General features: G+C 67.7%; 23 protein-coding genes. 14 read left to right on the forward strand and 9 right to left on the reverse strand.

The window, feature by feature from the left end; translation table 11 throughout:
• The first annotated feature begins 7 nt into the window (after nt 1-7).
• Nucleotides 8-550, forward strand: coding sequence for a 2,4'-dihydroxyacetophenone dioxygenase family protein (locus ABN028_RS14115; protein WP_349327909.1), 543 nt, complete (start codon nt 8-10; stop codon nt 548-550).
• 47 nt (nt 551-597) lie between these two features.
• Nucleotides 598-1653, forward strand: a complete 1056-nt coding sequence (locus ABN028_RS14120; RefSeq protein WP_349327910.1) for a LysR family transcriptional regulator — start codon at nt 598-600, stop codon at nt 1651-1653.
• On the opposite strand, the gene ABN028_RS14125 is transcribed toward ABN028_RS14120, so the two are convergent.
• Together ABN028_RS14125 and ABN028_RS14130 are read right to left on the reverse strand one after the other, a co-directional pair.
• On the reverse strand, nt 1536-2285 hold the full coding sequence (locus tag ABN028_RS14125) for a hypothetical protein (protein ID WP_349327911.1): 750 nt from the start codon (nt 2283-2285) through the stop codon (nt 1536-1538). The two genes, ABN028_RS14120 and ABN028_RS14125, sit on opposite strands and share 118 nt — an antisense overlap.
• Before the next feature lie 55 nt (nt 2286-2340).
• A complete protein-coding gene (locus tag ABN028_RS14130) occupies nt 2341-3117 on the reverse strand; it encodes an alpha/beta hydrolase (protein WP_349696901.1) in 777 nt (258 codons plus the stop codon).
• A gap of 141 nt (nt 3118-3258) precedes the next feature.
• On the opposite strand from ABN028_RS14130, the gene ABN028_RS14135 reads away from it, so the two are divergent.
• The 8 genes from ABN028_RS14135 (at nt 3259) to ABN028_RS14170 (ending at nt 10599) form a co-directional block, all read left to right on the forward strand.
• A complete protein-coding gene (locus ABN028_RS14135; protein ID WP_349327913.1) occupies nt 3259-4020 on the forward strand; it encodes a lysophospholipid acyltransferase family protein in 762 nt (253 codons plus the stop codon).
• Nucleotides 4021-4022: 2 nt separating this feature from the next.
• Nucleotides 4023-5189: a MacS family sensor histidine kinase gene (gene macS, locus ABN028_RS14140; RefSeq protein WP_349696902.1), complete on the forward strand. Its 1167-nt coding sequence runs from the start codon at nt 4023-4025 to the stop codon at nt 5187-5189.
• Nucleotides 5161-5487, forward strand: a complete 327-nt coding sequence (locus ABN028_RS14145) for a dihydrofolate reductase family protein (RefSeq protein WP_349696903.1) — start codon at nt 5161-5163, stop codon at nt 5485-5487. Before macS ends, ABN028_RS14145 begins: the two co-directional genes overlap by 29 nt.
• Nucleotides 5488-5739: 252 nt before the next feature.
• On the forward strand, nt 5740-6063 hold the full coding sequence (locus tag ABN028_RS14150) for a YciI family protein (protein ID WP_349327916.1): 324 nt from the start codon (nt 5740-5742) through the stop codon (nt 6061-6063).
• Between the two features lie 66 nt (nt 6064-6129).
• Complete coding sequence (locus ABN028_RS14155) at nt 6130-7362, forward strand: RNA polymerase sigma factor (RefSeq protein WP_349696904.1); 1233 nt, start codon at nt 6130-6132, stop codon at nt 7360-7362.
• Nucleotides 7363-7439: 77 nt separating this feature from the next.
• Nucleotides 7440-8111 (forward strand): response regulator, encoded by a 672-nt coding sequence (locus ABN028_RS14160; RefSeq protein WP_349327918.1) that lies wholly within the window; start codon nt 7440-7442, stop codon nt 8109-8111.
• Nucleotides 8112-8214: 103 nt separating this feature from the next.
• Nucleotides 8215-9240, forward strand: coding sequence for a 6-phosphofructokinase (locus tag ABN028_RS14165; RefSeq protein WP_349327919.1), 1026 nt, complete (start codon nt 8215-8217; stop codon nt 9238-9240).
• 30 nt (nt 9241-9270) lie between these two features.
• The gene (locus ABN028_RS14170) at nt 9271-10599 is read left to right on the forward strand and encodes a class II 3-deoxy-7-phosphoheptulonate synthase (RefSeq protein WP_349327920.1); all 1329 of its coding nucleotides are present in this window, start codon (nt 9271-9273) and stop codon (nt 10597-10599) included.
• 34 nt (nt 10600-10633) lie between these two features.
• On the opposite strand, the gene ABN028_RS14175 is transcribed toward ABN028_RS14170, so the two are convergent.
• The gene (locus ABN028_RS14175; protein WP_349696905.1) at nt 10634-11914 is read right to left on the reverse strand and encodes a mandelate racemase/muconate lactonizing enzyme family protein; all 1281 of its coding nucleotides are present in this window, start codon (nt 11912-11914) and stop codon (nt 10634-10636) included.
• Entirely contained in the window at nt 11911-12732 is an 822-nt protein-coding gene (locus tag ABN028_RS14180; protein ID WP_349327922.1) for an RraA family protein, read from the reverse strand. The genes ABN028_RS14175 and ABN028_RS14180 overlap by 4 nt, the downstream gene beginning before the upstream one ends.
• A gap of 487 nt (nt 12733-13219) precedes the next feature.
• On the opposite strand from ABN028_RS14180, the gene ABN028_RS14185 reads away from it, so the two are divergent.
• The 4 genes from ABN028_RS14185 to add are packed head-to-tail and all read left to right on the forward strand — an operon-like array spanning nt 13220 to nt 18874.
• The gene (locus ABN028_RS14185) at nt 13220-14677 is read left to right on the forward strand and encodes an extracellular solute-binding protein (protein ID WP_349327923.1); all 1458 of its coding nucleotides are present in this window, start codon (nt 13220-13222) and stop codon (nt 14675-14677) included.
• Complete coding sequence (locus ABN028_RS14190; protein WP_349696906.1) at nt 14674-16677, forward strand: ABC transporter permease; 2004 nt, start codon at nt 14674-14676, stop codon at nt 16675-16677. The genes ABN028_RS14185 and ABN028_RS14190 overlap by 4 nt, the downstream gene beginning before the upstream one ends.
• A gap of 57 nt (nt 16678-16734) precedes the next feature.
• Nucleotides 16735-17790: a threonine aldolase family protein gene (locus tag ABN028_RS14195; protein ID WP_349696907.1), complete on the forward strand. Its 1056-nt coding sequence runs from the start codon at nt 16735-16737 to the stop codon at nt 17788-17790.
• 22 nt (nt 17791-17812) lie between these two features.
• Nucleotides 17813-18874, forward strand: a complete 1062-nt coding sequence (gene add / locus ABN028_RS14200; protein ID WP_349696908.1) for an adenosine deaminase — start codon at nt 17813-17815, stop codon at nt 18872-18874.
• Here the strand turns inward: add and aroF are convergent.
• The 5 genes from aroF to ABN028_RS14225 form a co-directional block, all read right to left on the reverse strand.
• Nucleotides 18871-19908 carry a 3-deoxy-7-phosphoheptulonate synthase gene (aroF, locus tag ABN028_RS14205; protein ID WP_349327927.1) on the reverse strand — a complete coding sequence of 346 codons (1038 nt, stop codon included), beginning with the start codon at nt 19906-19908 and terminating at the stop codon, nt 18871-18873. The genes add and aroF overlap by 4 nt on opposite strands.
• Nucleotides 19909-20135: 227 nt before the next feature.
• Complete coding sequence (locus ABN028_RS14210; RefSeq protein WP_349696909.1) at nt 20136-20750, reverse strand: molybdopterin-dependent oxidoreductase; 615 nt, start codon at nt 20748-20750, stop codon at nt 20136-20138.
• Nucleotides 20751-20864: 114 nt separating this feature from the next.
• A complete protein-coding gene (locus ABN028_RS14215) occupies nt 20865-22202 on the reverse strand; it encodes an ABC transporter substrate-binding protein (RefSeq protein ID WP_349696910.1) in 1338 nt (445 codons plus the stop codon).
• Between the two features lie 19 nt (nt 22203-22221).
• On the reverse strand, nt 22222-23121 hold the full coding sequence (locus ABN028_RS14220) for a carbohydrate ABC transporter permease (protein ID WP_349327930.1): 900 nt from the start codon (nt 23119-23121) through the stop codon (nt 22222-22224).
• A gap of 60 nt (nt 23122-23181) precedes the next feature.
• Nucleotides 23182-24135, reverse strand: coding sequence for a carbohydrate ABC transporter permease (locus ABN028_RS14225; RefSeq protein WP_349327931.1), 954 nt, complete (start codon nt 24133-24135; stop codon nt 23182-23184).
• Nucleotides 24136-24265: the final 130 nt, after the last annotated feature.

Below are 24265 nucleotides of genomic sequence, written 5' to 3' on the forward strand. Positions count from 1 at the left end.
GTCACCCATGACAGAACGCCAGCGCCAGCCAGCCAACTCCGCCGACTCCGCCGACATCGTGTTCGGCAAGGTCACCGAGTCCGAAGGCGTCCTGCAGGAGATCGCGATCGCCGCGATGCCCGACGACGACCGGATCTGGGTCGAGCAGGAGAAGGACGTGTGGTTCCGCCCGCTGATGTTCAACACCGTCGTCGGGCAGTGGTGCAACCTGCTGCGCGTCACCCGGTCGGGCGTCGTGTCGCGACACCGCCATCCCGCCGCCGTCTACGGCTACGTGATCAAGGGAAAGTGGCACTACTACGAGCACCCCTGGGTGGCTGAGGCGGGTCACTTCGTCTACGAGCCGCCCGGCGAGATCCACACGCTCACGGTGCCCGAGGACTGTTCGGAAATGGTGACATTTTTCAACATCACCGGAGCGATGATCTACCTCGACGCCGACGGGCGCCAGATCGGCTACGAGGACGTCTGGACCAAGATCGAACTCTGCCGGGCCCATTACGCCAAGGTCGGACTGGGTGCAGACTTCGTGGAGCAGTTCATCCGGTAGGCGCCCACGCCCGCGAGCGGTGCCTGAGCCGTGAGGAGGCACCGCCAATGGACCTGAGTCAGGTCTACCGGTTCAGGTTGGACTGGATCACGAGTTTTGTCGCGGTCGCGCAGTACGGCGGCTTCTCCGCCGCGGCCGCCGCGCTCTACCGTTCCCAGCCGCGGATCAGCATCCACGTCGCCGAACTCGAACGCGCCCTCGGCGTACGACTGTTCGACCGGTCGGTCCACCCTGCCGTCCTCACGCCGGAGGGGCGGGCAATCCTGCCGCACGCCAAGGCGGTTCTCGCGCACGTCCAGGAACTCTGCGACGGCGCGGCCTCCGACGGGACCGCCCGCGGAGAGGTACGCCTGGCGATCTATCCCAGTGCGGCGGCCTATCTGCTGCCCGAGCTGCTCGTGGAGCTGCGCCGGCTGCATCCCCACGTGAAGCTGGTCCTGCGCGAGGGTCCGACCATGGCGTTGAGCGAGCTGGTTCTGACCGGAGAGGCGGACCTGGCCATCCGTCCGGTGCTCCCTCCGGTGTCGACGGAGAAGCTCGCGCACAAGACGCTGTGGCAGGAGCCGCTCGTCGCGGTCGTCGGGAGCCGCCATCCGCTCGCCGGCCAGGACGGTGTGGAACTCGACGCACTCGCCGGCATGCCGTTGATCACGATCGGCGAGGGCGAGGAACAGGCGAGCTCGCAGTTCGAGACCAATCTCGTCTTCGAACAGGCCGGGCTCTCACCGCATGTCGTCTTCCGGAGCAACCAGCCCCAGACCCTGATCGCCCTCGTCCGACGCGGACTCGGGATCGGCGTGACCAACTCCCTCGCGATGACGACATCGAACCTCGACGGAGCACGCCTGGTCCCCATCGCCGACGCGCACTGCCAACGGGAGGTGGCGTTGTGGTGGCGTACGGACCGGCCGGCTTCGGTCGCCGCGACGGCTGTGCACGAGGTGGTCTGCGGGCTGCCCGCGCCAACCGGTGCTCCCCGGCAGCATCACACGATGGCGCCGTCCTCGTCGTCCGGCGGACCGCCCTTCATCCGTACGACGAGAGTCAGGAAGCCGGTGATGAAGCAGACCACGCCCACGACGACGAACCAGCTCGGTGCGTAACTGCCGGCCACTGTCGCCAACAACAGCAGCACAGGTCCACCGAGGAACGCCACCCACGCAAGTTTCGTCACCATCTCGACCCGGGGGAGCGGCGGCGGTGGCGGCGGCACAAAGCGCTCCTCGTCGGCTGCGGACGAAGCGTGTCCACGCTCCGCACTGCCAGCCGGGGTTTCGACGGACGTTTCCGTCGTCGTTTCCCCTCCAGGCGGGGGAGCACTCTCCGTGGTCCGATGCTCGGCGGCGTTGTCATCCTCCTGGACCGGCCATCGCGGGACGGCGTCGGGTGCCGTCGCGTCATAGCCCGCGATGATGGCTGCCCAGGCCTCGTCCTCGTCGAGCGTCGCCTGGCCCTGAGCAGGTTCGGTGTCCTCGCCTCCTCCGCTCACCTGTCGAGGCAGCTGGTCGGCCAGCAGGGCCCGCGCCTGGTCCTCGGCCTCCTTGTCGACAAAGAGCCGGTCGCACGGGACCGCGGGCAGCCGGATCTCCAGACAGGGGCCGAGCACCGGTGGGCACGGCTCGGTGTAGGCGGCGACCTGAGCGGTGCCGAGAACGTCGAGCATGCGGTCGGCGACGCTCGGGTCGAGGTCGGCGATCGCGACGTACGAGGCGGCCTGCAGACCGTTGTCACGCATCGGAGCCTCCCGCGAACTTGCAAGACCCGGCGACCAGGACGGCACTGACCCTCGCTCAGGCCCAACCCGGGACAGGCCTGCCAAGGGACCGGCACAGCCGCTCGACGAATGCCCACGTCTCGGCGTAGATCGTCGGCGCGTCATAGTCGAGCGTGGCGACATGGTAGCTGTCGGCCAGGCTGTGTTCCTCGATCTCCCGCGAGCCGACACGTGCTCGTAACAAGCGCATGCTGGAGCCGTCGAGCACATGGTCCTGCAGAGACCGGAAGACCAGCAGCGGCTGGGTCACCGCCGGCAGTTCGGCGGCGACCAGACGCCACAGCTGGGTGAGCGAGTGCAGTGCCGACAGCGGTGTGCGGTCGTAGGCGCCCTCATGGGCGCCCGGCTTGTGGATGTCATGTCCGATCGCGGGCAGCGACGCGACGAACCGGTGCAACAGCGGAAGCGACCGGAGCCGGATGTCGCGGCTGCCCAGGGCCGGATTGACGAGCACGACGCCCGCGATCCGGTCACCGTGGACCTGCGCCAGGCGGAGCGTGAGGCACGCACCCATGGACTGGCCGCCGACGATCAGCGTGTCGCATTCGTCGGCGAGTCGGACGAACTCCCGCTCGACGCAGGCGTACCAGTCCTGCCATCCGGTGCGGTTGAGGTCCTGCCACGTCGTGCCGTGCCCCGGCAGACGGGGCGCGGCGACGCGCATGCCGTGCTCGGCGAGATAGGTGCCCCAGGGCCGCATCGAGTGCGGAGAGCCGGTGAAACCATGGCAGAGCAGGGCGCCGGTCCGGCCGGTTCCGGCGTACAACGGCTCGGCGTGGGACTGCACTCGCACGGTGCGTGCTCCTCGGGAAGTCGCGCGACGCTGGGGACTTGCGAGAATATCCGTTGAGCCACATTCGCGCCGTGACCCACCGGGCGTTGCCCTGAGATCTGCAGCGGCCTAAGGTGCCGAACAGGAGACGAAGGAGAGAACTTGTTCTACTGGTTCCTCAAGGTCTTCGCCCTCGGACCGTTGCTGAAGACCATCTACCGGCCGTGGGTCGAAGGTCTGGAGAACGTTCCTCGCGAAGGTCCAGCCATCTTCGCGAGCAACCACCTGTCCTTCGTCGACTCGGTGTTCCTCCCGCTGGTGGTGACCCGGCGGATCACGTTCCCGGCGAAGATCGAGTACTTCACCGGCGTGGGCATCAAGGGCCGGCTGACGGCACTGTTCTTCCGCGGCATCGGCCAGGTGCCGATGGACCGCACCGGCGGCCGGGCCAGCCAACTCGCCCTCGACGCCGGCCTGCGGATCCTCCAGCGCGGCGAGATCTTCGGGATCTACCCCGAGGGAACCCGATCGCCCGACGGGCGGCTCTACAAGGGCAAGACCGGTGTCGCCCGCCTCGCCCTCGCCTCCGGCGCGCCTGTCCTCCCCGTCGCCATGATCGGCACCGACACGATGCAGCCGCCCGGCAAGGCGCTGCCCAAGATCATGCGACCCGGCGTACGGATCGGCAAACCACTCGACTTCAGCCGGTACGAAGGCATGGAAGACGACCGCTTCGTCCTGCGTTCGGTGACCGACGAGATCATGTACGAGCTCATGGAGCTGTCCGGCCAGGAGTACGTCGACGTCTACGCCCAGCGCGCCAAGGACGAGCTGGCCCTGAGCAGGCGGCGGTCCGCAGACACCGGACCGACCGACGACGGGGCCGAGCGGGGTGCGGGGACCGACGTACGCAAGGCGAGCTGAGGGTGGCTCACCCCGCGGAGGGGCCTGACCCGGCGGCGTCGTTGTGGAAGGGCCTCGCGGTCCTGAGGTTCGTCTTTCTCGCGCAGGCGCTGGCGGTCAACCTGCTGCGCTGGCCGGAGCTGGCGCACCCGATGGCGGTGTGGTTCGTCCTGAGCGTGATGGCCGCGTGGACCCTGCTCATCAGCTGGGCCTATGACGCGCCGAGCAGGCGCCGGTGGCAGGTCCTGTCCGCCGACCTCGCGGTGGCCGTGGGTGCGCTGCTCACGACGCCGTACATCCTGAGCGAGCAGATGCTGGAGCAGCACGACTTCACCGTCCCGACGTACTGGGTGACGGCCCCGGTCCTGGCATGGGCGATCCATCGGGGCTGGGTGGGCGGTGTCCTTGCCGGTCTGGTGATCGTCCCGGCCGACCTGTCGACGCGGGCGGTCATCAACGACTCCACGTTGGGCAACCTGTTCCTGCTGCTGCTGGCCGCCCTCGTCGTGGGCTACACGTCCGCGTTGGTCCGCCAGGCAGCCACGGAGCGAGCCCGGGCGACGGAGCTGGCCGCGAGAACCGCGGAGCGTGAACGCCTCGCCCGCGCGGTTCATGACGGGGTCCTGCAGGTGCTCGCCTACGTCCAGCGGCGCGGACTCGCGATCGGCGGTGAGGCGGCGGAGCTTGGCCGGGCCGCCGGCGAGCAGGAGGAGCGGTTGCGGAGCCTCATCCGGGGTGGAAGCGAACCGCTCGGGACCGCCACTCACGGCCAGGTCGACCTGGCCCGGGAGCTCGCCGGGTTCGCCGCCACGAATGTGTCGGTCGCCGCTCCTGCCGAACCGGTGCTCGTGCCCTCGGAGGTCGCCCGGGAGCTGGTCGCCGCGGTCAAGGCGGCCCTCGACAACGTTCACCAGCACGCGGCGGGAGCGCGCACCTACCTGCTGCTCGAGGACGACGAGCACGGCGTGGTCGTGAGCGTCCGCGACGACGGGCCGGGGATCCAGCCCGGCCGGCTCGAGGCGGCGGCGGCCGATGGGCGGATGGGTGTGAGTCGTTCCATCGTCGGACGGCTGGCGGAGCTCGGCGGGACGGCTACATCGCGGAGTGCGGCGGGGGAGGGGACCGAGTGGGAACTGCGCGTCCCCCGGGTGCCCGCCGCCCGTGCAACTGGCACAGCGCCAGCGACCTAGCAGGACTTCGTCAGGCGGGCCCGGTGATGTCGCGGCCGCAGTCCGCGAGCTGAAAGCCAAACCGGCCGGTGAGCTGCAGGTGCACGGCAGCGGCAGCCTGGTCCGCTGGCTATTCGACCACCAGCTGGTCGACGAGATCATCCTGCTCACCTGTCCCGTGGTCGTCGGCCAGGGGACGCGGCTGTTCCCCGATGCCGGCCCGGACACAGCGCTTGACCTGGTCGACTCGCGGGCCACGCCGAAGGGCGTAACGCTCCAGGTCTACCGGCCCATCGGGCGCCCGCAGTACGCCACCTGAAGCACGTAACACAGGCGCCGCGCTGCGGGCCCCAGCCGTGGCAGGCTCGCCGGGCCCTCCGACCCACCGCCGCGGTGTGGCCACCCCGAACGCCGGACGGGATACCGTCGCTGTCGGATCGCTCACCACCGGCGTACCGGCAGGTCCTCGAAAGAAGTCCGGGAAGGGTGTCGGATCGGGGCAGAGACGTTCGTAGCACGGGTGAGCGGCCGCCGACGAGCGGCGCCCCACAGCACAGGAGATGATCTTCAGATGCAGTACCTGGTTTCCGTGATCCACGACACGGCCGGCCTCGCCACCCCGGACGAGATGGCTGCCATCAACGCGTTCAACGACCGGCTCGAGGCGGAGGGTCACTGGGTCTTCGCCGGCGGCCTCGCGGCGCCCAGCGCGGCCACCGTCATCGACAACCGGCGTGGGGAGGCGGTGTTCACCGACGGGCCCTTCCTGGAGTCGAAGGAGTACCTCGCCGGCTTCTGGATCATCGAGGCCCCCGACCTCGACGCGGCGCTCAGGCTCGCCGCCGAGGGGTCGAAGGCCTGCAACCGGAAGGTCGAGGTACGGCCGTTCCTGTGAACACCTCACGAAACCGCTCCGCGTCGCTCCACGATTTCGCGGGGACCCCGGAATGACCACCCCGGAATGAGCGTGGTCGACGTCCGGGAGGCGATCACCCAGGCCCACCACGAGGAGTGGGCGCGGGTCGTCGCCGCCCTGACCAGACGTTTCGGCGACCTCGACATCGCCGAGGAGGCGGCGGCCGAGGCGTTCGCGACCGCCGTCGAGCGGTGGCCGGCCGACGGCGTACCCCCCAACCCCGGCGCCTGGCTGACCACCACTGCCAACCGCAAAGCGATCGACCGGATCCGGCGCGAGAGCAAGCGCGGCGACAAGCAGAAGGAGGCTCAGATGTTGTCCGACGACGACCCGCCCGAGCCGCTTGGTGCCATCGACGACGAGCGGCTCCGGCTGATCTTCACCTGCTGTCACCCGGCGCTGGCGATGGAGACCCGCGTCGCGCTGACGCTGCGCATGGTCGGCGGTCTGACCGTTCCCGAGATCGCCCGTGCCTTCCTGGTGCAGGAGACCGCCATGGGGCAGCGGATCACCCGCGCGAAGGCCAAGATCAAGGCGGCTCGCATCCCTTATCGGGTGCCGTCCGCGGAGGATCTCCCGGCGCGTGTGTCCGGCGTTCTCGCCGTCCTGTACCTCGTCTTCAACGAGGGCTACCTGGCGACCGGCCCCGACACCGATCCCGTACGTCACGACCTGACCGCCGAGGCGATCCGGCTCACCCGCCTGATCCGTGCCCTCATGCCCGACGACGGTGAGGTGGCCGGGCTGCTGGCGCTGATGCTCCTCACCGAGGCCCGCCGCACCGCCCGGGTTTCGACCAGCGGCGAACTGGTCACCCTCGACGAGCAGGACCGAGGGGCCTGGGACGCAGGCATGGTCGCCGAGGGTCATCGGCTGGTGCGGGAGCGGCTGGCCGCCGGGGTGGCTCCGGGTCCCTACCAGATCCTCGCGGCGATCAACGCCGTGCACACCTCCGCCCGCGACGTACGCGACACCGACTGGTCGCAGGTCGTCGCGCTCTACGACCAGCTCGTCCGCCTCGACTCCTCGCCGATCGTCGCCCTCAACCGGGCCATCGCGGTCGCCGAGCTCGACGGCCCGGAGGTGGCCCTGGCGACCATCGACCGTCTCGAGGACAAGTTGGCCGACTATCACGCCTACCACGCGACCCGCGCCGACCTGCTGCGCCGGCTGGGCCGCAGTCAGAAGTCGCGCGCGGCGTACGACAAGGCCATCGAGCTGGCCGGCAACACCGCCGAGACCGCCTACCTGACTCGCCGCCGCGACCAGCTGGGGTAGCGCACAACACACGAACCGACATACCTGACGAAGTACTACTAGCAGGACGCCGGCCGTTTTGCGTACTGTCGGGGACCATGATCCGCGTGATGGTCGTCGATGATCACCCGATGTGGCGCAACGCGGTCGCCCGCGATCTCAGCGAAGCGGGATTCGACGTGGTCGCCGAGGCGGGAGCCGGTGAGGAAGCGCTGCGCCGGGCGGAGGCCACCAGACCCGACGTCGTGGTCCTCGACCTGCAGATTCCGGAGCTCGGTGGCGTCGAGGTGACGAGGCGGCTGCTGGAGGCCAACTCCGGCAGCCGCGTCCTCATCCTCTCCGCCAGCGGGGAGCAGGGCGACGTCCTCGCCGCGGTCAAGGCGGGCGCGACCGGATACCTCGTCAAGTCCGCCTCCCCGGAGGAGTTCGTCGACGCCGTACGCCGGACCGCCGACGGCGACGCCGTCTTCACCCCGGGCCTGGCCGGGCTGGTGCTGGGTGAGTTCCGCCGCCTCTCCGGTGCCTCGCGGGTCGCCGAACCCGTCGCGCCCCAGCTCACCGAGCGGGAGACCGAGGTCCTGCGACTGGTGGCCAAGGGCCTGAGCTACCGGGCCATCGCCGACCGGCTCGTCCTCTCCCACCGCACGGTGCAGAACCACGTCCAGAACACCCTGCGCAAGCTGCAGCTGCACAACCGGGTCGAGCTCGTCCGCTACGCCATGCAGAGTGGCCTCGACGACGGCGAACCCGACGAATCACCCGACGTCTGACACCGGATCCCCGCCCTGCCGACGGGCCATCAACTGCCGGGTCTAGGCTCGACGTCGACCTGTTCTTGCGGTCTTTGTTCTGTCATTGCGAAGGGACCTGTCCATGCGCGTTGGTGTCCTCACCGGGGGTGGCGACTGCCCCGGCCTGAACGCGGTCATCCGGGCCGTCGTCCGTAAAGGCGTCGGGGAGTACGGCTATGAGTTCCTCGGCTTCCGTGACGGCTGGCGCGGCCCCCTGGAGAACGTCACCAGCGAGCTCGGCATCCCACAGGTGCGTGGAATCCTTCCGCGGGGTGGAACCATCCTCGGTTCCTCGCGTACCAACCCGTTCAAGGTCGAAAACGGCGTCGAGCGCATCAAGGACAATCTGGCCTCGGGTGGCGTGGACGCGTTGATCGCCATCGGTGGCGAGGACACCCTCGGGGTGGCGACGAAGCTCGCGGAGCTGGACGTCAAGGTCGTCGGCGTACCGAAGACGATCGACAACGACCTGGGCGCCACCGACTTCACGTTCGGGTTCGACACCGCGGTCAACATCGCGACCGAGGCCATCGACCGGCTCCACACGACCGCCGAGTCTCACCACCGGATCGTGGTCGTGGAGGTCATGGGCCGCCACGCCGGCTGGATCGCGCTGCACTCCGGCCTCGCGGGCGGCGCCAACGTGATCCTCATCCCCGAGCAGCCGTTCGACATCGACAAGGTGGTCGAGCACGTCGAGAGCCGGTTCCGTACCAACTTCTCGCCGATCATCGTGGTGGCCGAGGGCGCGACCCCCAAGGAGGGTACGCACGCCCTGCACAGCGAGGAGCTCGACGCCTTCGGGCACGTCCGCTTCGGCGGGATCGGTGACCTGGTCGCCAAGGAGCTGGAGAAGCGCACCGGCAAGGAAGCTCGGGCGGTCGTCCTGGGCCACACCCAGCGCGGCGGCACGCCCACGGCGTTCGACCGCTGGCTCGCCACCCGGTTCGGGCTCCACGCGATCGAGGCGGTCCACGACGGCGACTTCGGCAAGATGGTCGCCCTCCGCGGCACGGAGATCGTCCGCGCTCCGCTGGCCGACGCGACCCGCGAGCTGAAGGTGGTCACGCCGGACCTGTACGCCGAGGCGGGGGTCCTGTTCGGCTGAGCGCCGATCCCCTACCGGTAACCTTGCCGGGTGAATTCCCGTCAGAAGTGGCGGGCGCTCCCGGCCGCCCAGCAGCCGGAGTGGCCTGACCCTGGTGCCGTGGACGCCGCGGCCGCCCAGCTCCGTACCTTCCCGCCGTTGGTGTTCGCGGGCGAGTGCGACTCGCTCAAGGCGAGGATCGCCGACGTCGCCACCGGCAAGGCGTTCTTCCTGCAGGGCGGCGACTGCGCCGAGACGTTCAACGGGGTGGGCGCCGACGCGCTGCGGAACAAGCTGCGCACGATCCTGCAGATGGCGGTCGTCCTCACCTACGCCGGCAGCGTGCCGGTCGTGAAGGTGGGCCGGATCGCCGGACAGTACGCCAAGCCGCGGTCGAAGCCGACCGAGACCCGGGCGGGAGTGGAGCTGCCCGCCTATCGCGGCGACGCGGTCAACGGCTTCGCGTTCACACCTGAGGACCGGGCGCCCGACCCGGACCGGCTGGTGCGTACCTACCACTCGTCCGCGGCCACCCTCAACCTCGCCCGCGCGTTCGTCATCGGTGGCGAGGCCGACCTGCGGCAGGTGCACGCCTGGAACACCGACTTCGTACGCGACAGCCCGGTGGGGGAGCGCTACGACCGCATGGCCCGCGACATCGACCGGGCCATCTCGTTCATGCACGCCTGTGGTGCAGACCCGGCCGAGTTCCACTCGGTCGACTTCTACGCGAGCCACGAGGCGCTGCTGCTCGACTACGAGGACGCGCTCACCCGGATCGACTCCCGCACCGGAACGCCGTACGACTGCTCCGGTCACTTCCTCTGGATCGGCGAGCGCACCCGCCAGGTCGACGGCGCGCACGTGGAGTTCGCGAAGGGGATCCGCAACCCGGTCGGGGTGAAGCTCGGCCCGACGAGCACACCCGAGGACGCCCTGGCGCTCATCGACGCGCTCGACCCTGATCGCGAGCCGGGCCGGCTGACGTTCATCACCCGGATGGGTGCGGGGAAGGTCCGCGACGCCCTGCCGCCGTTGGTGGAGAAGGTCACCGCCAGCGGGGCGACCGTCGCGTGGGTGTGCGACCCGATGCACGGCAACACCTTCGAGACGCCCAGCGGCTACAAGACCCGGCGCTTCTCCGACGTGATGGACGAGGTGGAGGGCTTCTTCGAGGTCCACAGGTCACTCGGCACAGTGCCGGGCGGCCTGCACGTCGAGCTCACCGGTGACGAGGTCACCGAGTGCGTGGGTGGCGGGCATGCGCTGGAGGAGGCCGATCTCGTCCACCGGTACGAAACCGTGTGCGACCCGCGCCTCAACCGCGCGCAGTCGTTGGAGCTGGCGTTCCTCGTCGCGGAGATGCTGCACCGGGCGTGAGAACCTCACGCCCGGTGGCATGACGAGGCGGAGCTCAGCTCCAGAGCCGGTCGCGGAGGAGTTCGCCGTCCCAGGTCGAGGAGTCGGCGAAGAACGTCGTGTCGGCGGGGTCGAGGTGCTCGCGGAACAGCTCCTCGTTAATGTCGTCGAATCCGAGGCCGGGTTTGTCGGGCACCGCGATGTGCCCGTCGTCCTCGACGAGCGGGTTGGGCAACCCCGTCACGAGGTCGCTCCAGAACGGGATGTCGGCCGCGTGGTGTTCGAGCGCCAGGAAGTTGTTGGTCGCCGCGGCGATGTGCACGCTCGCCAGGGTGGCGATCGGCGTGCCGGCCATGTGCAGCGCCATCGCGACGCCGTGCTCCTCGGCGAGGTCACCGATCTTCTTGGTCTCGAGGATGCCACCGGAGGTGGCCGGGTCGGGGTGCGCGACCCGGATGGCCTCACGTTCGAGCAGCGGCCGGAAGTTCTCGGCGAGGTAAATGTCCTCGCCGGTACAGGTGGGCGTGTTCAGCTGGGTGGTGAGTTCGCGCCACTGCTCGGTGAGCTGCCACGGCACCATGTCCTCGAGCCACGCTAGGGTGAACGGCTCGAGCGCATGGCCCACCCGCAAGCAGGAGTTGACACCGATGTGGCCGAAGTGGTCGACCGCCAGCGGGATGTCGTAGCCCACGATGTCGCGCACGGTGGAGACGTGCGCGGCGAGGTGTTCGGCACCCTTCTCGGTCACCTGGATCCCGGTGAACGGATGCATCGTCGCTCTTGACTCGCGTGCACCCGGTGGGGCGATGAGGGCGCCGGGCACGTCCCAGAGCAGGTCGATTCCCACGTCACACTTGAGGAACTGGTAACCACGCTTGCGCCGGGCGAGGAGCCGTTCGCCCAGCACGGTGGGGTCCGGCGAGCGTGGCGTGTCCGCGTAACAGAGCACCCTGTCGCGGAACTTCCCGCCCGCGAGGGCGTACGCGGGGACGCCGTACGCCTTGCCGGCAAGGTCCATCAGCGCCATCTCGACCCCGCACACGCCACCGGCCTGACGTGCATGGTGGCCGAACTGCTTGACCTTGCGGAACAACTTGTCGATGTTGCAGGGGTTCTCGCCGAGCAGTCTCGCCTTCAACAGCAGGGCGAAGGTCTTGCTCGCGCCGTCGCGTACCTCGCCGAAACCCGGGATCCCCTGGTTGGTGTCGATCCGGATGATGGTCGAACGGAACGGAACCCCCACCAGGGTGGCGATCCGCAGATCGGTGATGCGCAGGTCACTCGGTCGGGAATGGGTGGTGACATTGTCCAGCAGCTGCTCGGGATCCTCGGTCACTGCTGCTGCTCCTTCTTCCACTGCTGGAAGTCCTCCTCGATGTGGTCCGGCCAGGTGCCGACGTCGATCTCGGCGCTGGTGTAGACGCCTTCGGCGAGGCGGAGCTTTCCGAACACGTCGCGGGTCCGGATGTTCTCACTGGACTCGGCGACCTTCTCGGCGAGGTGCGGCGGAATGAAGACCAGCCCGCTCGGCGTACCGAGGACGACGTCGCCGGGCAGCACGGTCGCCTCCCCGATGCGGACCGGGATGTTGATTCCCGCGAGGGTCACGTGCCGGATCGGTGTCGGATCGACGTCCCGGAAGAAGAAGTTGACGTCCTTCAGCTCCACGATTCCCTGGTAGTCGCGGATACCACCATGGATGACCGCTCCGACTCCGGTGCGGGCGGCGACCGCCGTGCTCAGGTTGTCGCCGACGACCGTGCCCTCCTTCACCTTGCCGAAGATGTCGGTGACCATCACGTCGCCCTGCTGCAGCGTCTGGATGATCCAGGAGTTCTGCTTGTCGGGGGCGAGATGGCCCTCCCGTGCCCCCGCCGTGACGGTTGCCGCGTCGTAGTCGGGCCGATGCGGAAGGAACTGTGACGTCACCGCCCGGCCGACGAGGATCGTGCCGGGATGGGTCTCGCGCCATCCACCGGCGAACTGGCGATCGTAGCCCGCGCGCAGCAGGGTGCCCCACGCCTCTTCCGTGGTGGCGAGTCGGAGCCGGTCGAGCACGTCGTCGGGAACCCGCGGTCGGCCGTCGGCGAAACGCTCGCCCGACCACTCACGGGTGAGCTCGATGAGGTGGTCAGGGGTGGGTTGGATGCGCATGAAAAGAAGGGACCTCCGTAGTCGGTCGTCGACGCTTCAGCATCTCACGCGGCCACGGACGACCCCTCGGTCTTCCGAGATCGGTCACGATGTCGGGGTCGACGAGCCTTGCGTCGCAACCAGCTCGACTGCGGAACGAAACTTTCGCAGGCTTCGGTCCGTGCACACGCTCGGACGAACATGTCGATCTCTTATGGAGGTCCATGCGCCCAGCGCATGAACACCTTCCGGACTTCAGGTGTGTTGCCGCGAAGTATGGCCTCGACCTGCTGAGTTGCGGCCGCTTTACCAAAGGATCTGGTAATTACGCGCCGAGGTCACTATGGTGACGCCACCCAGTGTGGATCCACCCCCGACAGTTCGAAAGTTTCGTCGATTGGCCCGCTCCATCCTCACTGAACAGACGGCCACTCGGTTAGCCCGGCTGGTGCGTACCCAGTGAGTCGGACGGCCTCGACGCCTGAAGGTGTACGTGAGAGGTGTGCTCATGGAACGTCCAGCGAGCTTGGATCGCCGTCGATTCCTCGCCCGAGCGGGATTGGTGGGCGCGGCCCTTGCCGTACCCGGCGTGGCGGCGTGCCGGACCGAGGCAAGTAAGACGAGAAACGCTCCGCCGCAGGCATCGAACGCGTCGGTGCCGAAGAAGCTGCTCGACGAGGCCAAGGACTTCGAAGGCCAGACGACCCGCACGTTGTCGACGCGGCAGTACTTCGACAAGGCGAACACCGCAGTGGAGAACATCCTCCAGACCTTCGCCAAGGACACGAAGACGACAGTCAAGAACGCCACGTTCAATGCCGACGAGGGCAACTTCGTGGCCAAGCAGCAGGCTGCCGTCAGAGCCGGCAACGTCGCGGACATGGCTTCGGTCGACGCGGGGCGGTTCGTCTCGCAGATGCAGGAGCTCGACCTCATCGAGGACGTGACGGACGTCGTGGACGAGCTGGTGGCACAGCACGGGCCCGCCGGCGGTACCGCTGAATACGCCTTGGTGATCGACGGCAAGTGGTGGGGAATCCCCTTCTACACCATGGGTTCCGGCGTGTTCGCGCGCAAGGACTGGCTGGAGGAGAAGGGCATCGCCTACGAGGACATCAAGACCTTTGAAGACGCCCGCGACGCGGCTCTCGAGATCTCCAACCCCGACCAGCAACGCTACGGCTGGGGTCTCACCGTCAACCGCGGCGGTGACGCCAACGGACTCGTCGAATCGCTGATCAACGCCTACGGTGGCGGAATCAGCGATGACGAGGGCGGGAAGGTCGTCTTCAACTCTCGGGAGACCATCGAGGCCGTCCGCTTCCTGTCCGAGATCTACACCTCGGACAAGTACAAGCCGATGCTGCCACCCGGTGTCATGAGCTGGACCGACACGGGCAACAACGAGGCCTATCTCGCCGGGGTCACCGGTTTCACGCTCAACTCCTACAGCATCTATGCCGAGGCCATGACGACCGGCAACGCCGTCCACCCGGTGACGTGGACCTTCCCGGGGTTCGCCGGACCGGCGACCGACGTCTCGCTTACGACGGCGGGAGTCATGGCGTTCGTGATCTTCAAGGGCGCGAAGAACCCCGACCTCGCCAAGATCGTGGCGAAGTACCTCGCCTCGGGTGATGGTCTGCTCCCGTTGGCGAAGGACGCCGGTGCGTTGGTCTACCCGGCATACGAGAAGGTCTGGAACTCCGACCCCTTCTACCTCGAAGGGGACCCGATCTTCAAGCCCACTTACGAGTTGGCCACGAAGGAGCTGCCGATCGAGACCACGACGGGCTACCACTTCCCGCAGGACGCGAGTCCAGGTCGAGGAGCCGTCGGGCAGGCGTACATCCTCACCGACATGATGGGCGAGATCATCCAGAAGGGTGTCGAGGTCGAGGCCGCCGTGGAGAACGCCCACAAGCGGATGGTCCAGGCGTTCGAGCAGCTGGGGTTCAAGCAGTGAGCAGTGCGCTCCGTGAAGTCCGTCCTGCACGTCCACAGTCAGGTGCGGTCGTCAGGACTCGGCGGCTCCTCGGTGCGGACTGGCGGGTGGGTTACCCGTTCGTCGGCCCGATGGTGCTGCTGTTGGTGGGCCTGATCGCGATCCCGTTCCTCGACGCGATCAGGCTCAGCTTCACGGCCCGCCATGGCGCCGACAACGTTTTCGTCGGGTTCGACAACTACGTCAGGTTGTTCGGCGACCCGTTCTTCGGTCGTTCGGTGTCCAACACGATCGTCTACACCGCCTACTCCGAGGTCTTCAAGGTGAGCGCCGGGCTGATCGCGGCGCTTCTCCTGCACAACCTCAGGAAGGGGCGGTCCCTGGTCACGGGGCTCGTCCTCCTGCCGTGGGTGATCCCCACGGTGGTGGCCGCGGTGAGTTGGCGGTCGATCTTCGACCCACTGTTCGGCAGCTTGAACTACCTGCTGAACCAGCTTCACCTGGGGCCGTTGCTCGCCGACCTTCATGTGCTGCCGCAGTGGCCGACGACCTGGCTCGCAGACCCGGACCTCGCGATGGCGTCGGTGGTGATGGTGAACACCTGGAAGGGGATTCCCTTCTTCACCATCAACTTCCTCGCCGGCCTGAAGGCGATCGACAGCCAACTGTACGAAGCGGCCGCGGTCGACGGCGCGTCGGCGTGGCGAAGGTTCATCCATGTCACACTGCCCGGCCTGAAGTACGTCATGCTGGTCACGGTGTTGCTGTCGACGATCTGGACGTTCAACAACTTCGACTCGGTGTGGTTGCTCACCCAGGGCGGCCCGGCCGGCTCGACAGCGTTGTACACCATCTTCGCCTACCAGACAGCGATCCAGCAGCTCCAACTCGGCCTCGGCTCGGCCGCGGCGGTGATCCTGCTGCCGTTCACCGCGGTGCTGATCTTCGTCCTCGCACGGTACCTGCGCGGCGGTACGGGCACGGGCAACGGCGATGGCATGGTCGCGCGGTTCTACGCACGGATCAGTCGGCCTATCCTCTGGACGGTGGGGGTGGCCTTCACGGCTCTGTTGGTCAAGCTGGATCCACAGCTCTTCGTGAAGGCGGCTGTCGGCGTGGCGATCCTCATCGGCTTCGGTATCGGATGTGCCAAGGCATCGGAGGTGCTGACGCAGGTCGGCAACAAGGGACTGAGCGGCAACCGCCTCGGGCGAGTTCCGTTGTGGATCGCGCTGGCGGGCCTGCTGTTCTTCGTTCTGGCGCCGATCTACTGGATGATCATCACGGCGTTCAAGACGGACCTGCAGATGACCAGCCGGGTCAGCATGCTCTGGCCGACGCCGTGGACCAGCGACCAGTTCTTCAACCTGCTGGCGGAAAATCCGTTCGGCACATGGTTCCGCAACACGTTGGTGGTGGCCCTGGTGACCACTGTGGTTGCGGTGAGCGTGGCGGCGTTGGCGGCGTACGCCCTTGCCAGGTTGAGGTTCCGTGGCGCACCGACGATCACCGGGTCGGTCCTGCTGACCTATGTGATGCCGGGCGCCCTGCTGTTCATCCCCCTCTACGGGATCGTCAGCAACCTGCACCTGATCGACAACCTCGGAGCGCTGTTCCTGACGTATCCGACGTTCGCGTTGCCCTTCGCCTGTTGGTTCCTCATGGGCTACTTCCGGGGAATCCCGTTCGAGCTGGAGGAGGCGGCGATGGCCGATGGTGCGACCAGGATGCAGGCGTTCCGGCTGATCATCCTTCCGCTCGCCAAGCCGGCGTTGTTGGCGGTCGGGCTCTTCACACTCACGAACGCGTGGAACGAGTTCCTGTTCGCCTTCGTGTTCCTCACCGACGAGAGCCTGAAGACGCTTCCACTCGGTCTCCAGCAGATGATCGTCGGCGACATCGTGCCGTGGGGTCAGCTCTCGGCGGCGTCGATCCTGATCAGCGTCCCGGTGGTGCTTGCCTACGCCTACGCACAGCGGTTCCTCGTCGAGGGTCTCTCCGTCGGCGCCGTGAAGGGATGACGGTTGTCCTGGGGGTGACAGGGCGGTGGCCACGACGGCATCGGTTACGGTGCCGTCGTGGCCACTCAGACTTCCCAGGACGTGATCGACCTCCGCAGCGACACGGTCACCACACCGACCCCCGGCATGCGGACAGCGATGGCGCGGGCGGAGGTCGGCGACGACGTCTATGCCGAGGATCCGGGTTGTCGTGGCCTGGAGGAGCGGGTCGCGGACCTGCTCGGCAAGGAGGCCGCGCTCTTCACGGTCACCGGGACGATGGCCAACCTGCTCGCAGTCCGTTCGTTGGTGCGACCTGGCGAGGAGGTTCTGTGCGAGTCACGGGCCCACATCGCCCGGGCCGAGTTGGGGGCACACGCGGCGATCTTCGGCATCACCACCCGCACCTGGTCCCATCCACGCGGCCTGCTCGACCTCGGTGCCGTGCAGACGCTGCTGGCGCCCAAAGCCGGTCCGTACTTCGTGTCGACCGCGGGAGTGTCGGTCGAGAACACCCACAACTTCGGCGGCGGCAGCATCCAGCCGCTGGATCCCCTCCGCAAGCTGCGCGACATCACGCGGTCGGCCGGTGTCGGCGTCCATCTCGACGGTGCCCGGTTGTGGAACGCGAGCGTGGCGACCGGTACACCACTCGGCGAGTACGCCGCTCTCGCCGACGTGGTCTCAGTGTGCCTGTCGAAGGGGCTGGGTGCTCCGGTCGGCTCGCTCGTGGCCGGTACGACGGACCAGATAGCCGAGGCCCGGGTCTGGCGCAAGCGGCTCGGTGGGGGATGGCGGCAGGCCGGCGTCCTGGCGGCCGCCGGATCGTACGCACTCGACCACCACGTCGAGCGGCTCACCGAAGATCACGCCCATGCGCGGGCCCTCGCCGAAACGCTCGCCGACGCCCGCCGGGGCCTTGTCGACCTGGCCGATGTCGAGACCAACATCGTGGTTCTCGACATCGCGGGTTTGGGACTGGCCGCGGGAGACGTAGCTCTGCAGGCGCGCGCCGAAGGGGTCCTGGTGTCCGTGCTCGGCCCGTCGACGATCCGGCTCGTCACCCACCTCGACGTCGACGCGGACGCGTGCAAGCGGGCCGGTGACGTGCTCGCCCGCATACTCGCGGAGTAAGTGACCAGCGGAGGTCCCACCCATGTCGGACGTCATGTCAGCTGTCGCTTCCCTGCCCAAGGTCGAGCTTCATCTGCACCTGGTGGGTTCCGCATCCGTCGAGACGGTGCTGGAGCTGGCGCGCCGCCACCCGGACGCCGGCGTTCCCACCGAACGAGCCGCGCTCGCGGCCTACTACGAGTTCCGCGACTTCCCACACTTCCTGGCCGTCTACGGCGTCGTGAGTGGCCTCGTCCGCACCAGCGCTGACATCGTCGCCCTGGTCGTCGGGCTCGCGCGCGACGCGGCCCGCAACAACGTCCGGTATGCCGAGGTCACGGTCACGCCGACCTCGCACCTGCGGGCCGGGATCGCCCCGGACGAGCTTGCCGAGGCGCTCACCCAGGGCCGCGAACTGGCGGCGGCGGAGCACCGTGTCGGCCTCAACTGGATCTTCGACATCGCCGGAGGCGAGGGCCAGCGGAGCGGATGGGAGACGGTGGCGTTCGCCCTGCGGCATCGCCCGGCCGGCCTGGTCGCGCTGGGCCTCGGCGGTCTGGAGGTGGGCGTCGGACGGGCGCAGTTCCGCCGGCACTTCACTCTCGCCCGCGAGGCTGGACTCGCGAGCGTCGTGCACGCGGGAGAGACGACGGGACCGGCCAGCGTCTGGTCGGCGATCCACGACCTGGGTGCGGCAAGGATCGGGCACGGGATCGGTGCGGTCTCCGATCCGCGGCTGCTCGACCACCTGCGGGAACGCCGGATCACCGTGGAGATGTGCCCGACATCCAACGTCCGGACGAGGGCGGTGGCGTCCTGGGAGGTCCATCCGTTGCCGAGGTTCCTCGACCACGGTGTGCCGGTCACCCTCTCGACCGACGACCCGGGGATGTTCGGTGCGCAGCTGAACGACGAGTACGTGCGAGCCGCCACCGTCTTCGGGCTGACCCAGGCCTGCCTTGTCCAGATCGCTCGCACCGGCGTTCGAGCCGCGCTGTGTGAGGAGCCGCTGCGTGAGCGCCTGCTGGCGGAGATCGACGCGGTAGCCGCCGGGCCCCAGGTCTCCACGAGCGAGCCCGTGCGTCGGGACGCGCCAGCCACCTAGCCCGCGGCCGTGGGGGACCGGTTGAGCATCCGGGGGAACTGACGTACGGCGGAGGCGAGCTCACGCAGCTCGGCTCCGGCCAAGGACTGGCGCCCGTCGACGAGAGCGTTCTCCGGGTCGGGATGAACATCGACCAGAAGCCCGTCGGTGCCGACCGCGATGGCCGCCCGGGCGAGCGGCACCACCAGGTCGCGCCGGCCGCAGGCGCGGGACGGGTCGACAATCACCGGCAGGTGGGAGAGTTGCTGGGCGAGCGGAATCGCCCCGAGATCGAGAGTGGCGGTGGTCGCGGTCTCGAACGTACGGATCCCGCCCTCGCAGAGCACGATGGCGAGGTTGCCGCGCTGGGCGACGAACTCCGCCGCCATCAGCCACTCGTCGACCGTGGCCTGCCGGCCGCGGGTGAGCAGGACCGGCCGGCCGGATCGACCCACGCTGTCGAGGAGCGGGAGGTTCTGCATGTGGGCGGCGCCGACCTGGAGCAGATCGGCGTAGGACGAGACGAGATCGACGTCACCGGGGTCGACGACCTCGACCGCGATCAGCAGACCGGTCGTGTCGCGGACGTTGGCGAGCACCTTCAGCCCCGCCTCGCCCTGGCTCGGGAAGCCCGGCGGCAGCGTTCGTGCGTTGTGCACGCCCCCACGAAGGACTGTCGCGCCGGCGGCTGCCGCCAGCCGGGCGGCTCCCAGGGCCTGCTCCGGGCTCTCGATGGCCGGTGGCCCGGCGATCAGCGTGAACGTGCCCGGCCCGATCGAGACCTGGTGTCCGGGCGGACCGATCTGCACGACAGAACGTCCCGTGTGCGCCTGGGCGCTGACGAGCTTGTAGGGCGCTGACACCCGCAGCACCGTCGAGACTCCCGGCATCACCGGCAGGTTGAGTTCGTAGCAGTCCGCGGCGTCGCCCACCACGCCGATGATGGTGCGCAGCACCCCTCGACTGACGAATGCCTGGCTGCCCGTGGACTCGATCCGTGCGACGACCGCATCGACCTGTTCCTCCGGTGCGCCCGGCGCCATGACGACCACCATGACAGGTGGGCCTCCCATACCACTAGCGGCGGACCTGCGTGCCGCTCGAGGAGTGGAGCGTATCCGTGCGCTCTCACCTACTGGCATGGTCGTCCGGGATCCGGACGCGCCTGATGGTCACAATCAGGCCACGTGTCCCTTGCCACGTTGGACAGGCGCGCAGTGGTGAACCCCTAACAATGCTTGACGAATCAACGACTGACGCCGGCCGGAGGGACTGGCGCCGGTCAGAGGGGAGGGCCCTCGCCGGTCTCCTCCTGATGGGAGTAGCGCCGCCCAGTCCACGGGTCGCCGGAGTTGTGGTAGCCGCGTTCCTCCCAGAACCCGCGCCTGTCCTGGGTGAGGTACTCGATCTGACGGAGCCACTTCGGGCCCTTCCACGAGTACAGGTGCGGGACGACGAGCCGGAGCGGGCCACCGCGTTCGGGCTCGAGCGGACGGTCGGCGACGTGGGTGGCGAGCAACGACCCCTCGGCGGCGAAGTCGGCCCGCGTCAGGTTGGCGGAGTAACCGAACTGCGCCCAGGCCATCACGTAACGTACGTCCTCGCGTGGCGGAATCAGGTCGAAGAGCGCCGCGGTGGGTACGCCCGACCAGCACAGGTCGAGCACGGTGTGACCGCTGACGCAGTGCAGATCGGCGTGTACCCGGACCCGCGGAAGGGCCTCGAGAGCGGCCAGACCGAGCAGGTGGTCGTGGCCCGAGGCCGTGGCACCGCTGATCCGGAGGTCCCAGCCGCCAGGGTCGGTACGCCGGGGAACCGGCCCGTAGTGGGAGACCCGCCACTCACTGGCGACGCGATGGCCCGCCGGAACCCCGCGACGGACGTCGATCTCCGTCACGGTGCTCGTCGTGCCGTCTGTGTCACCGCGCCGACCCTGCACGAAAACCCATGCTCTCAGATGCTGGGACGGAGCGTGCAGCAGGGCCTGATGTCCGGGCTTCCCAGCGGCTCGTCAGCTCAAGGTGAACGGGCAGAACTGCTTCATCTGCGGGCCCACCCGATCCTGGACCTGCTGAAGCGCTTCCTCCGGTGTGACCTCGCCGAGCAGCACACTGGACTGTGCGGCGCTCATCGCGTCGGAGATCTGGGCACCCACGGGCAACGCCGGCCGGTTGGTCGCGTACGGCATCATGCTCGGGAAGATTCCCTGTTCGCCGGTGACACTCTTGTCATCGATGAGCGACTTCCAGGTCGGGATCTTGCTGGCGCCCTTGGCATAGATCCGCTGACCGTCCTCCCCGGCGTAGAACTTCATGAACTTCCACGTGAGGTCGGGGTTCTGCACGTTCTTGGGCATGACGAGGGCAAAGCCGCCGGCCCAGGTCATCGGCTCGTCACCCTCTTCTGGTACCGGCATGTACGTCACCCCGTAGTCGAGGTCGGGTGCGTACTGCTTGATGCTGGCCAGGCTCCAGTTACCGTCGATCGCCATCGCCAGCCGGCCGGTGTAGAACGGCGACGTGGTCGGGTCGGCGTTCGGCGGGCGGTAGGTCGCGAGGTACGCCGACACCTTCTGGTAGTCGAACTTCTCCGCCCAGGCCTGGAACAACCCGAACGTCTTCTCCCAACCTGGCGACTGCACGGTGATCTCGCAGGAGTCGTTGTCGTACCACTTGGCATTGTTGATGAGCCCCCACGTCGCGTGGAACGCCTGACCGTCCCACGGGATCATGCCCATCCGGGTGTAGTTGCCCTTCTCGTCGGTCTCGTTGACCTGCTCCGCGATCTCGAGGACCTCATCGATCGTGGGCGGGCCGTTCGAAGGGTCCAGCACCTCGGGATCTACGCCGGCCTCGCGGAGAGTCTCCTTGTTGTAGTAAAGGCCGCGCGCGTCGGTGTCGAAGGGCAAGGCATAGAGGTCGCCGTTGTAGGAAGCCTCGTCGATCGCGAACGGAAGGTAGTTGTCCGGGAGGTTCTCTCCGTCGGCCTCGACGAACGGCGTGAGGTTGGCGAGCAGACCGGTCGACGCCTGGTTCGCGACAGTGAACCGGTCGGTGATGAAGACGTTAGGTGGTTCGTTCGCGCGGACGGCCGCGATGAGGGCGGTGTTGTCACCGGTGAACCGACCTGCCTTCGGCACGATCTGCACGTGCACGCCGGGATTCTGTTTCTCGAACTCGGCGATGATCTCCTGTTGCGGCTTCATGTCGATCTCGCCACCGAGCGAGGTCCAGACCAGAAGCTCGTTGTCGCCGCGGTCGTTCGAACAGGCGGCGCCGGTCGCCGCGACCATGACCAGCGCGAGCGCGGCGAGCACGAGTCGGCGAGGACGGATACGGGGAGTTCTCATCTTTCGAGGGTGTCCTCTCCTATTTGAAACTGCCGAGCGTGATACCGCGGATGAAGTATTTCTGGAACGCGAAGAACAAGATGACGAGCGGCGCCACGATCATCACCGATGCCGCCATCAGCAGGTTGAACTGCACATCGTGCGTACTCCTGAACGCCTCGAGTCCGATGGCGAGGGTCTGCTTCGCCTCGTCCTGCAGATACAGCAGCGGTCCCATGAAGTCGTTCCAGGAGTCGACAGTGGCGAAGATCGCGACGGCGGCGACCGCCGGTCGCGCCATCGGGAACACCACGCGCCACAGGATCTGCCATTCGTTCGCGCCGTCGACGCGTGCGGCGTCGAGGTGTTCCCGCGGTACCTGGAGCAGGAACTGCCGCAGCAGGAAGACGAAGAACGCACTCGCGAGGAAGTGCGGGACGACGAGCGGCAGGAACGTGTTGATCCACCCCAACCAGGCGAAGAGATCGAACGTCGGGATGATCGCGATCGGGAACGGGATGAACAGCGTCGCAAGGACGATGTAGAACACCTTGTCGCGCCCGCGCCAGTCGATACACGCGAAGCCGTACGCCACGATGAGGTTCGAGACCACCGAGCCGATCACCCCGAGCACGGTGATGATGACCGAGTTGGAAAAGTACGTCGCGAACGGGATCGTCTGGAACGCCTCGACGAAGTTGCTCCACTTCCAGCTGTCCGGCACGATCGTCGGCGGTGTCGTCGCGAGTTCTTCGTTCGACTTCAGTGCCGTTGCGATCATCCAGTACAACGGCAGCAGGAACAGGGCCGCCATCGCCACCAGGAAGATGCGGTTGCCCACTTTGTCCCAGGCTCTGCGCACCGCACGCGAACGCGCGGACAGCACCGGACCACTGTCGTGACGTGGGGACTCGATGCCGGTGTCGGTCTGGAGTGCCATGCTGAAGTCCTCTTCTCTCGGGCGCGCGACGAGGTGCCGAACAGGGCTGCCTGAATGACGTCAGGTGGCGACCTCGTAGTTCACGAAGCGCCTCGACACCTGGTAGACCGCCACGGCGAGCACCACCCCGGCAAGGAACAGGATGAGAGCGAGCGCACATGCATAGCCCAACTCGGCATAGCTGAAGGCGTTCTTGTAGAGGTAGTACATGTAGAACAACGTGCCGTTGCTGGGGCCACCTCGCGTCATGATGTACGCCTGGGTGAAGACCTGCAGGCCGCCACTGATTCCCGTGATGAGGTTGAACAGGATCGCCGGTGTGAGAAGCGGAATCGTGATCCGGAAGAACGACTGGAAGGCGTTGGCTCCATCGATCCGCGCGGCTTCGTACAACGTCTGCGGGATGTTGTTGAGCCCGGCGAGGAAGATGAGCGCCGCGTTTCCCGCACCCAGTTGTGCGGTGGCGACGATGACGATCTTCGCGGTCGTCGGATCGGCGAGATAGTCCGTCGGCGGTGCGCCGAACAGCCCGAAGAACTGGTTGACGATGCCCGTGCCCGGATTCACCAGCACGATGAAGATGAACGACAGCGCGAAGATCGGTGCGAGCGATGGTATGTACAACGCGGTGCGGTAGAACGCCACCTCCCGCACCGGCCGGTTCATCGCCAGGGCGAGCAGCAGGGCGACGACCAGACCGATCGGCACCGCCCAGCCGGAGTAGAAGAGCGTGTTGTAGATCGAGGTCCAGACCAGCGGATCCTGGACCAGTCGCACGTAGTTACCGACGCCGAACCACTCGGGTGCCTGCATCCCGGAGTACTTCGTCAGGCTGAGGGCGAACGAGTAGACGATCGGATACAGCACGAAGGCGAGGACACCGACGATCCACGGGCTGATGAACAGCAGGGCCTTGCGGAGGTTGGACTTCTCCCGCGGACTCCATGCGGTCCGGATCGGCGTCCCGGTGGTCGGGCGGTTCGGACTCGTCGCAACATCGGTCGTGGCAGTCAACGTCGTACCTTTCGAGCGTGCTCGTGACGGCGCGTTTCGCCGGATCCTCGTCGGACACGGGACGCTGCCTGCGCGAACCTTGTGGGCACGTTCCCAGGTGGGACTCAGCGTTGAGAATGGCCGCCGGACC

The sequence above is a fragment of the Actinopolymorpha sp. B17G11 genome (genome assembly GCF_040196095.1).
Taxonomy (GTDB): domain Bacteria; phylum Actinomycetota; class Actinomycetes; order Propionibacteriales; family Actinopolymorphaceae; genus Thermasporomyces.

Coding starts and splice junctions, on each gene's coding strand:
- ABN028_RS14215 (WP_349696910.1), bottom strand. CDS start 22,202: ATGAGAACTCCCCGTATCCGTCCTCGCCGACTCGTGCTCGCCGCGCTC.
- ABN028_RS14165 (WP_349327919.1), top strand. CDS start 8,215: ATGCGCGTTGGTGTCCTCACCGGGGGTGGCGACTGCCCCGGCCTGAAC.
- ABN028_RS14150 (WP_349327916.1), top strand. CDS start 5,740: ATGCAGTACCTGGTTTCCGTGATCCACGACACGGCCGGCCTCGCCACC.
- ABN028_RS14185 (WP_349327923.1), top strand. CDS start 13,220: ATGGAACGTCCAGCGAGCTTGGATCGCCGTCGATTCCTCGCCCGAGCG.
- ABN028_RS14180 (WP_349327922.1), bottom strand. CDS start 12,732: ATGCGCATCCAACCCACCCCTGACCACCTCATCGAGCTCACCCGTGAG.
- add (WP_349696908.1), top strand. CDS start 17,813: ATGTCGGACGTCATGTCAGCTGTCGCTTCCCTGCCCAAGGTCGAGCTT.
- aroF (WP_349327927.1), bottom strand. CDS start 19,908: ATGGTGGTCGTCATGGCGCCGGGCGCACCGGAGGAACAGGTCGATGCG.
- ABN028_RS14115 (WP_349327909.1), top strand. CDS start 8: ATGACAGAACGCCAGCGCCAGCCAGCCAACTCCGCCGACTCCGCCGAC.
- ABN028_RS14155 (WP_349696904.1), top strand. CDS start 6,130: ATGAGCGTGGTCGACGTCCGGGAGGCGATCACCCAGGCCCACCACGAG.
- ABN028_RS14120 (WP_349327910.1), top strand. CDS start 598: ATGGACCTGAGTCAGGTCTACCGGTTCAGGTTGGACTGGATCACGAGT.
- ABN028_RS14125 (WP_349327911.1), bottom strand. CDS start 2,285: ATGCGTGACAACGGTCTGCAGGCCGCCTCGTACGTCGCGATCGCCGAC.
- ABN028_RS14220 (WP_349327930.1), bottom strand. CDS start 23,121: ATGGCACTCCAGACCGACACCGGCATCGAGTCCCCACGTCACGACAGT.
- ABN028_RS14160 (WP_349327918.1), top strand. CDS start 7,440: ATGATCCGCGTGATGGTCGTCGATGATCACCCGATGTGGCGCAACGCG.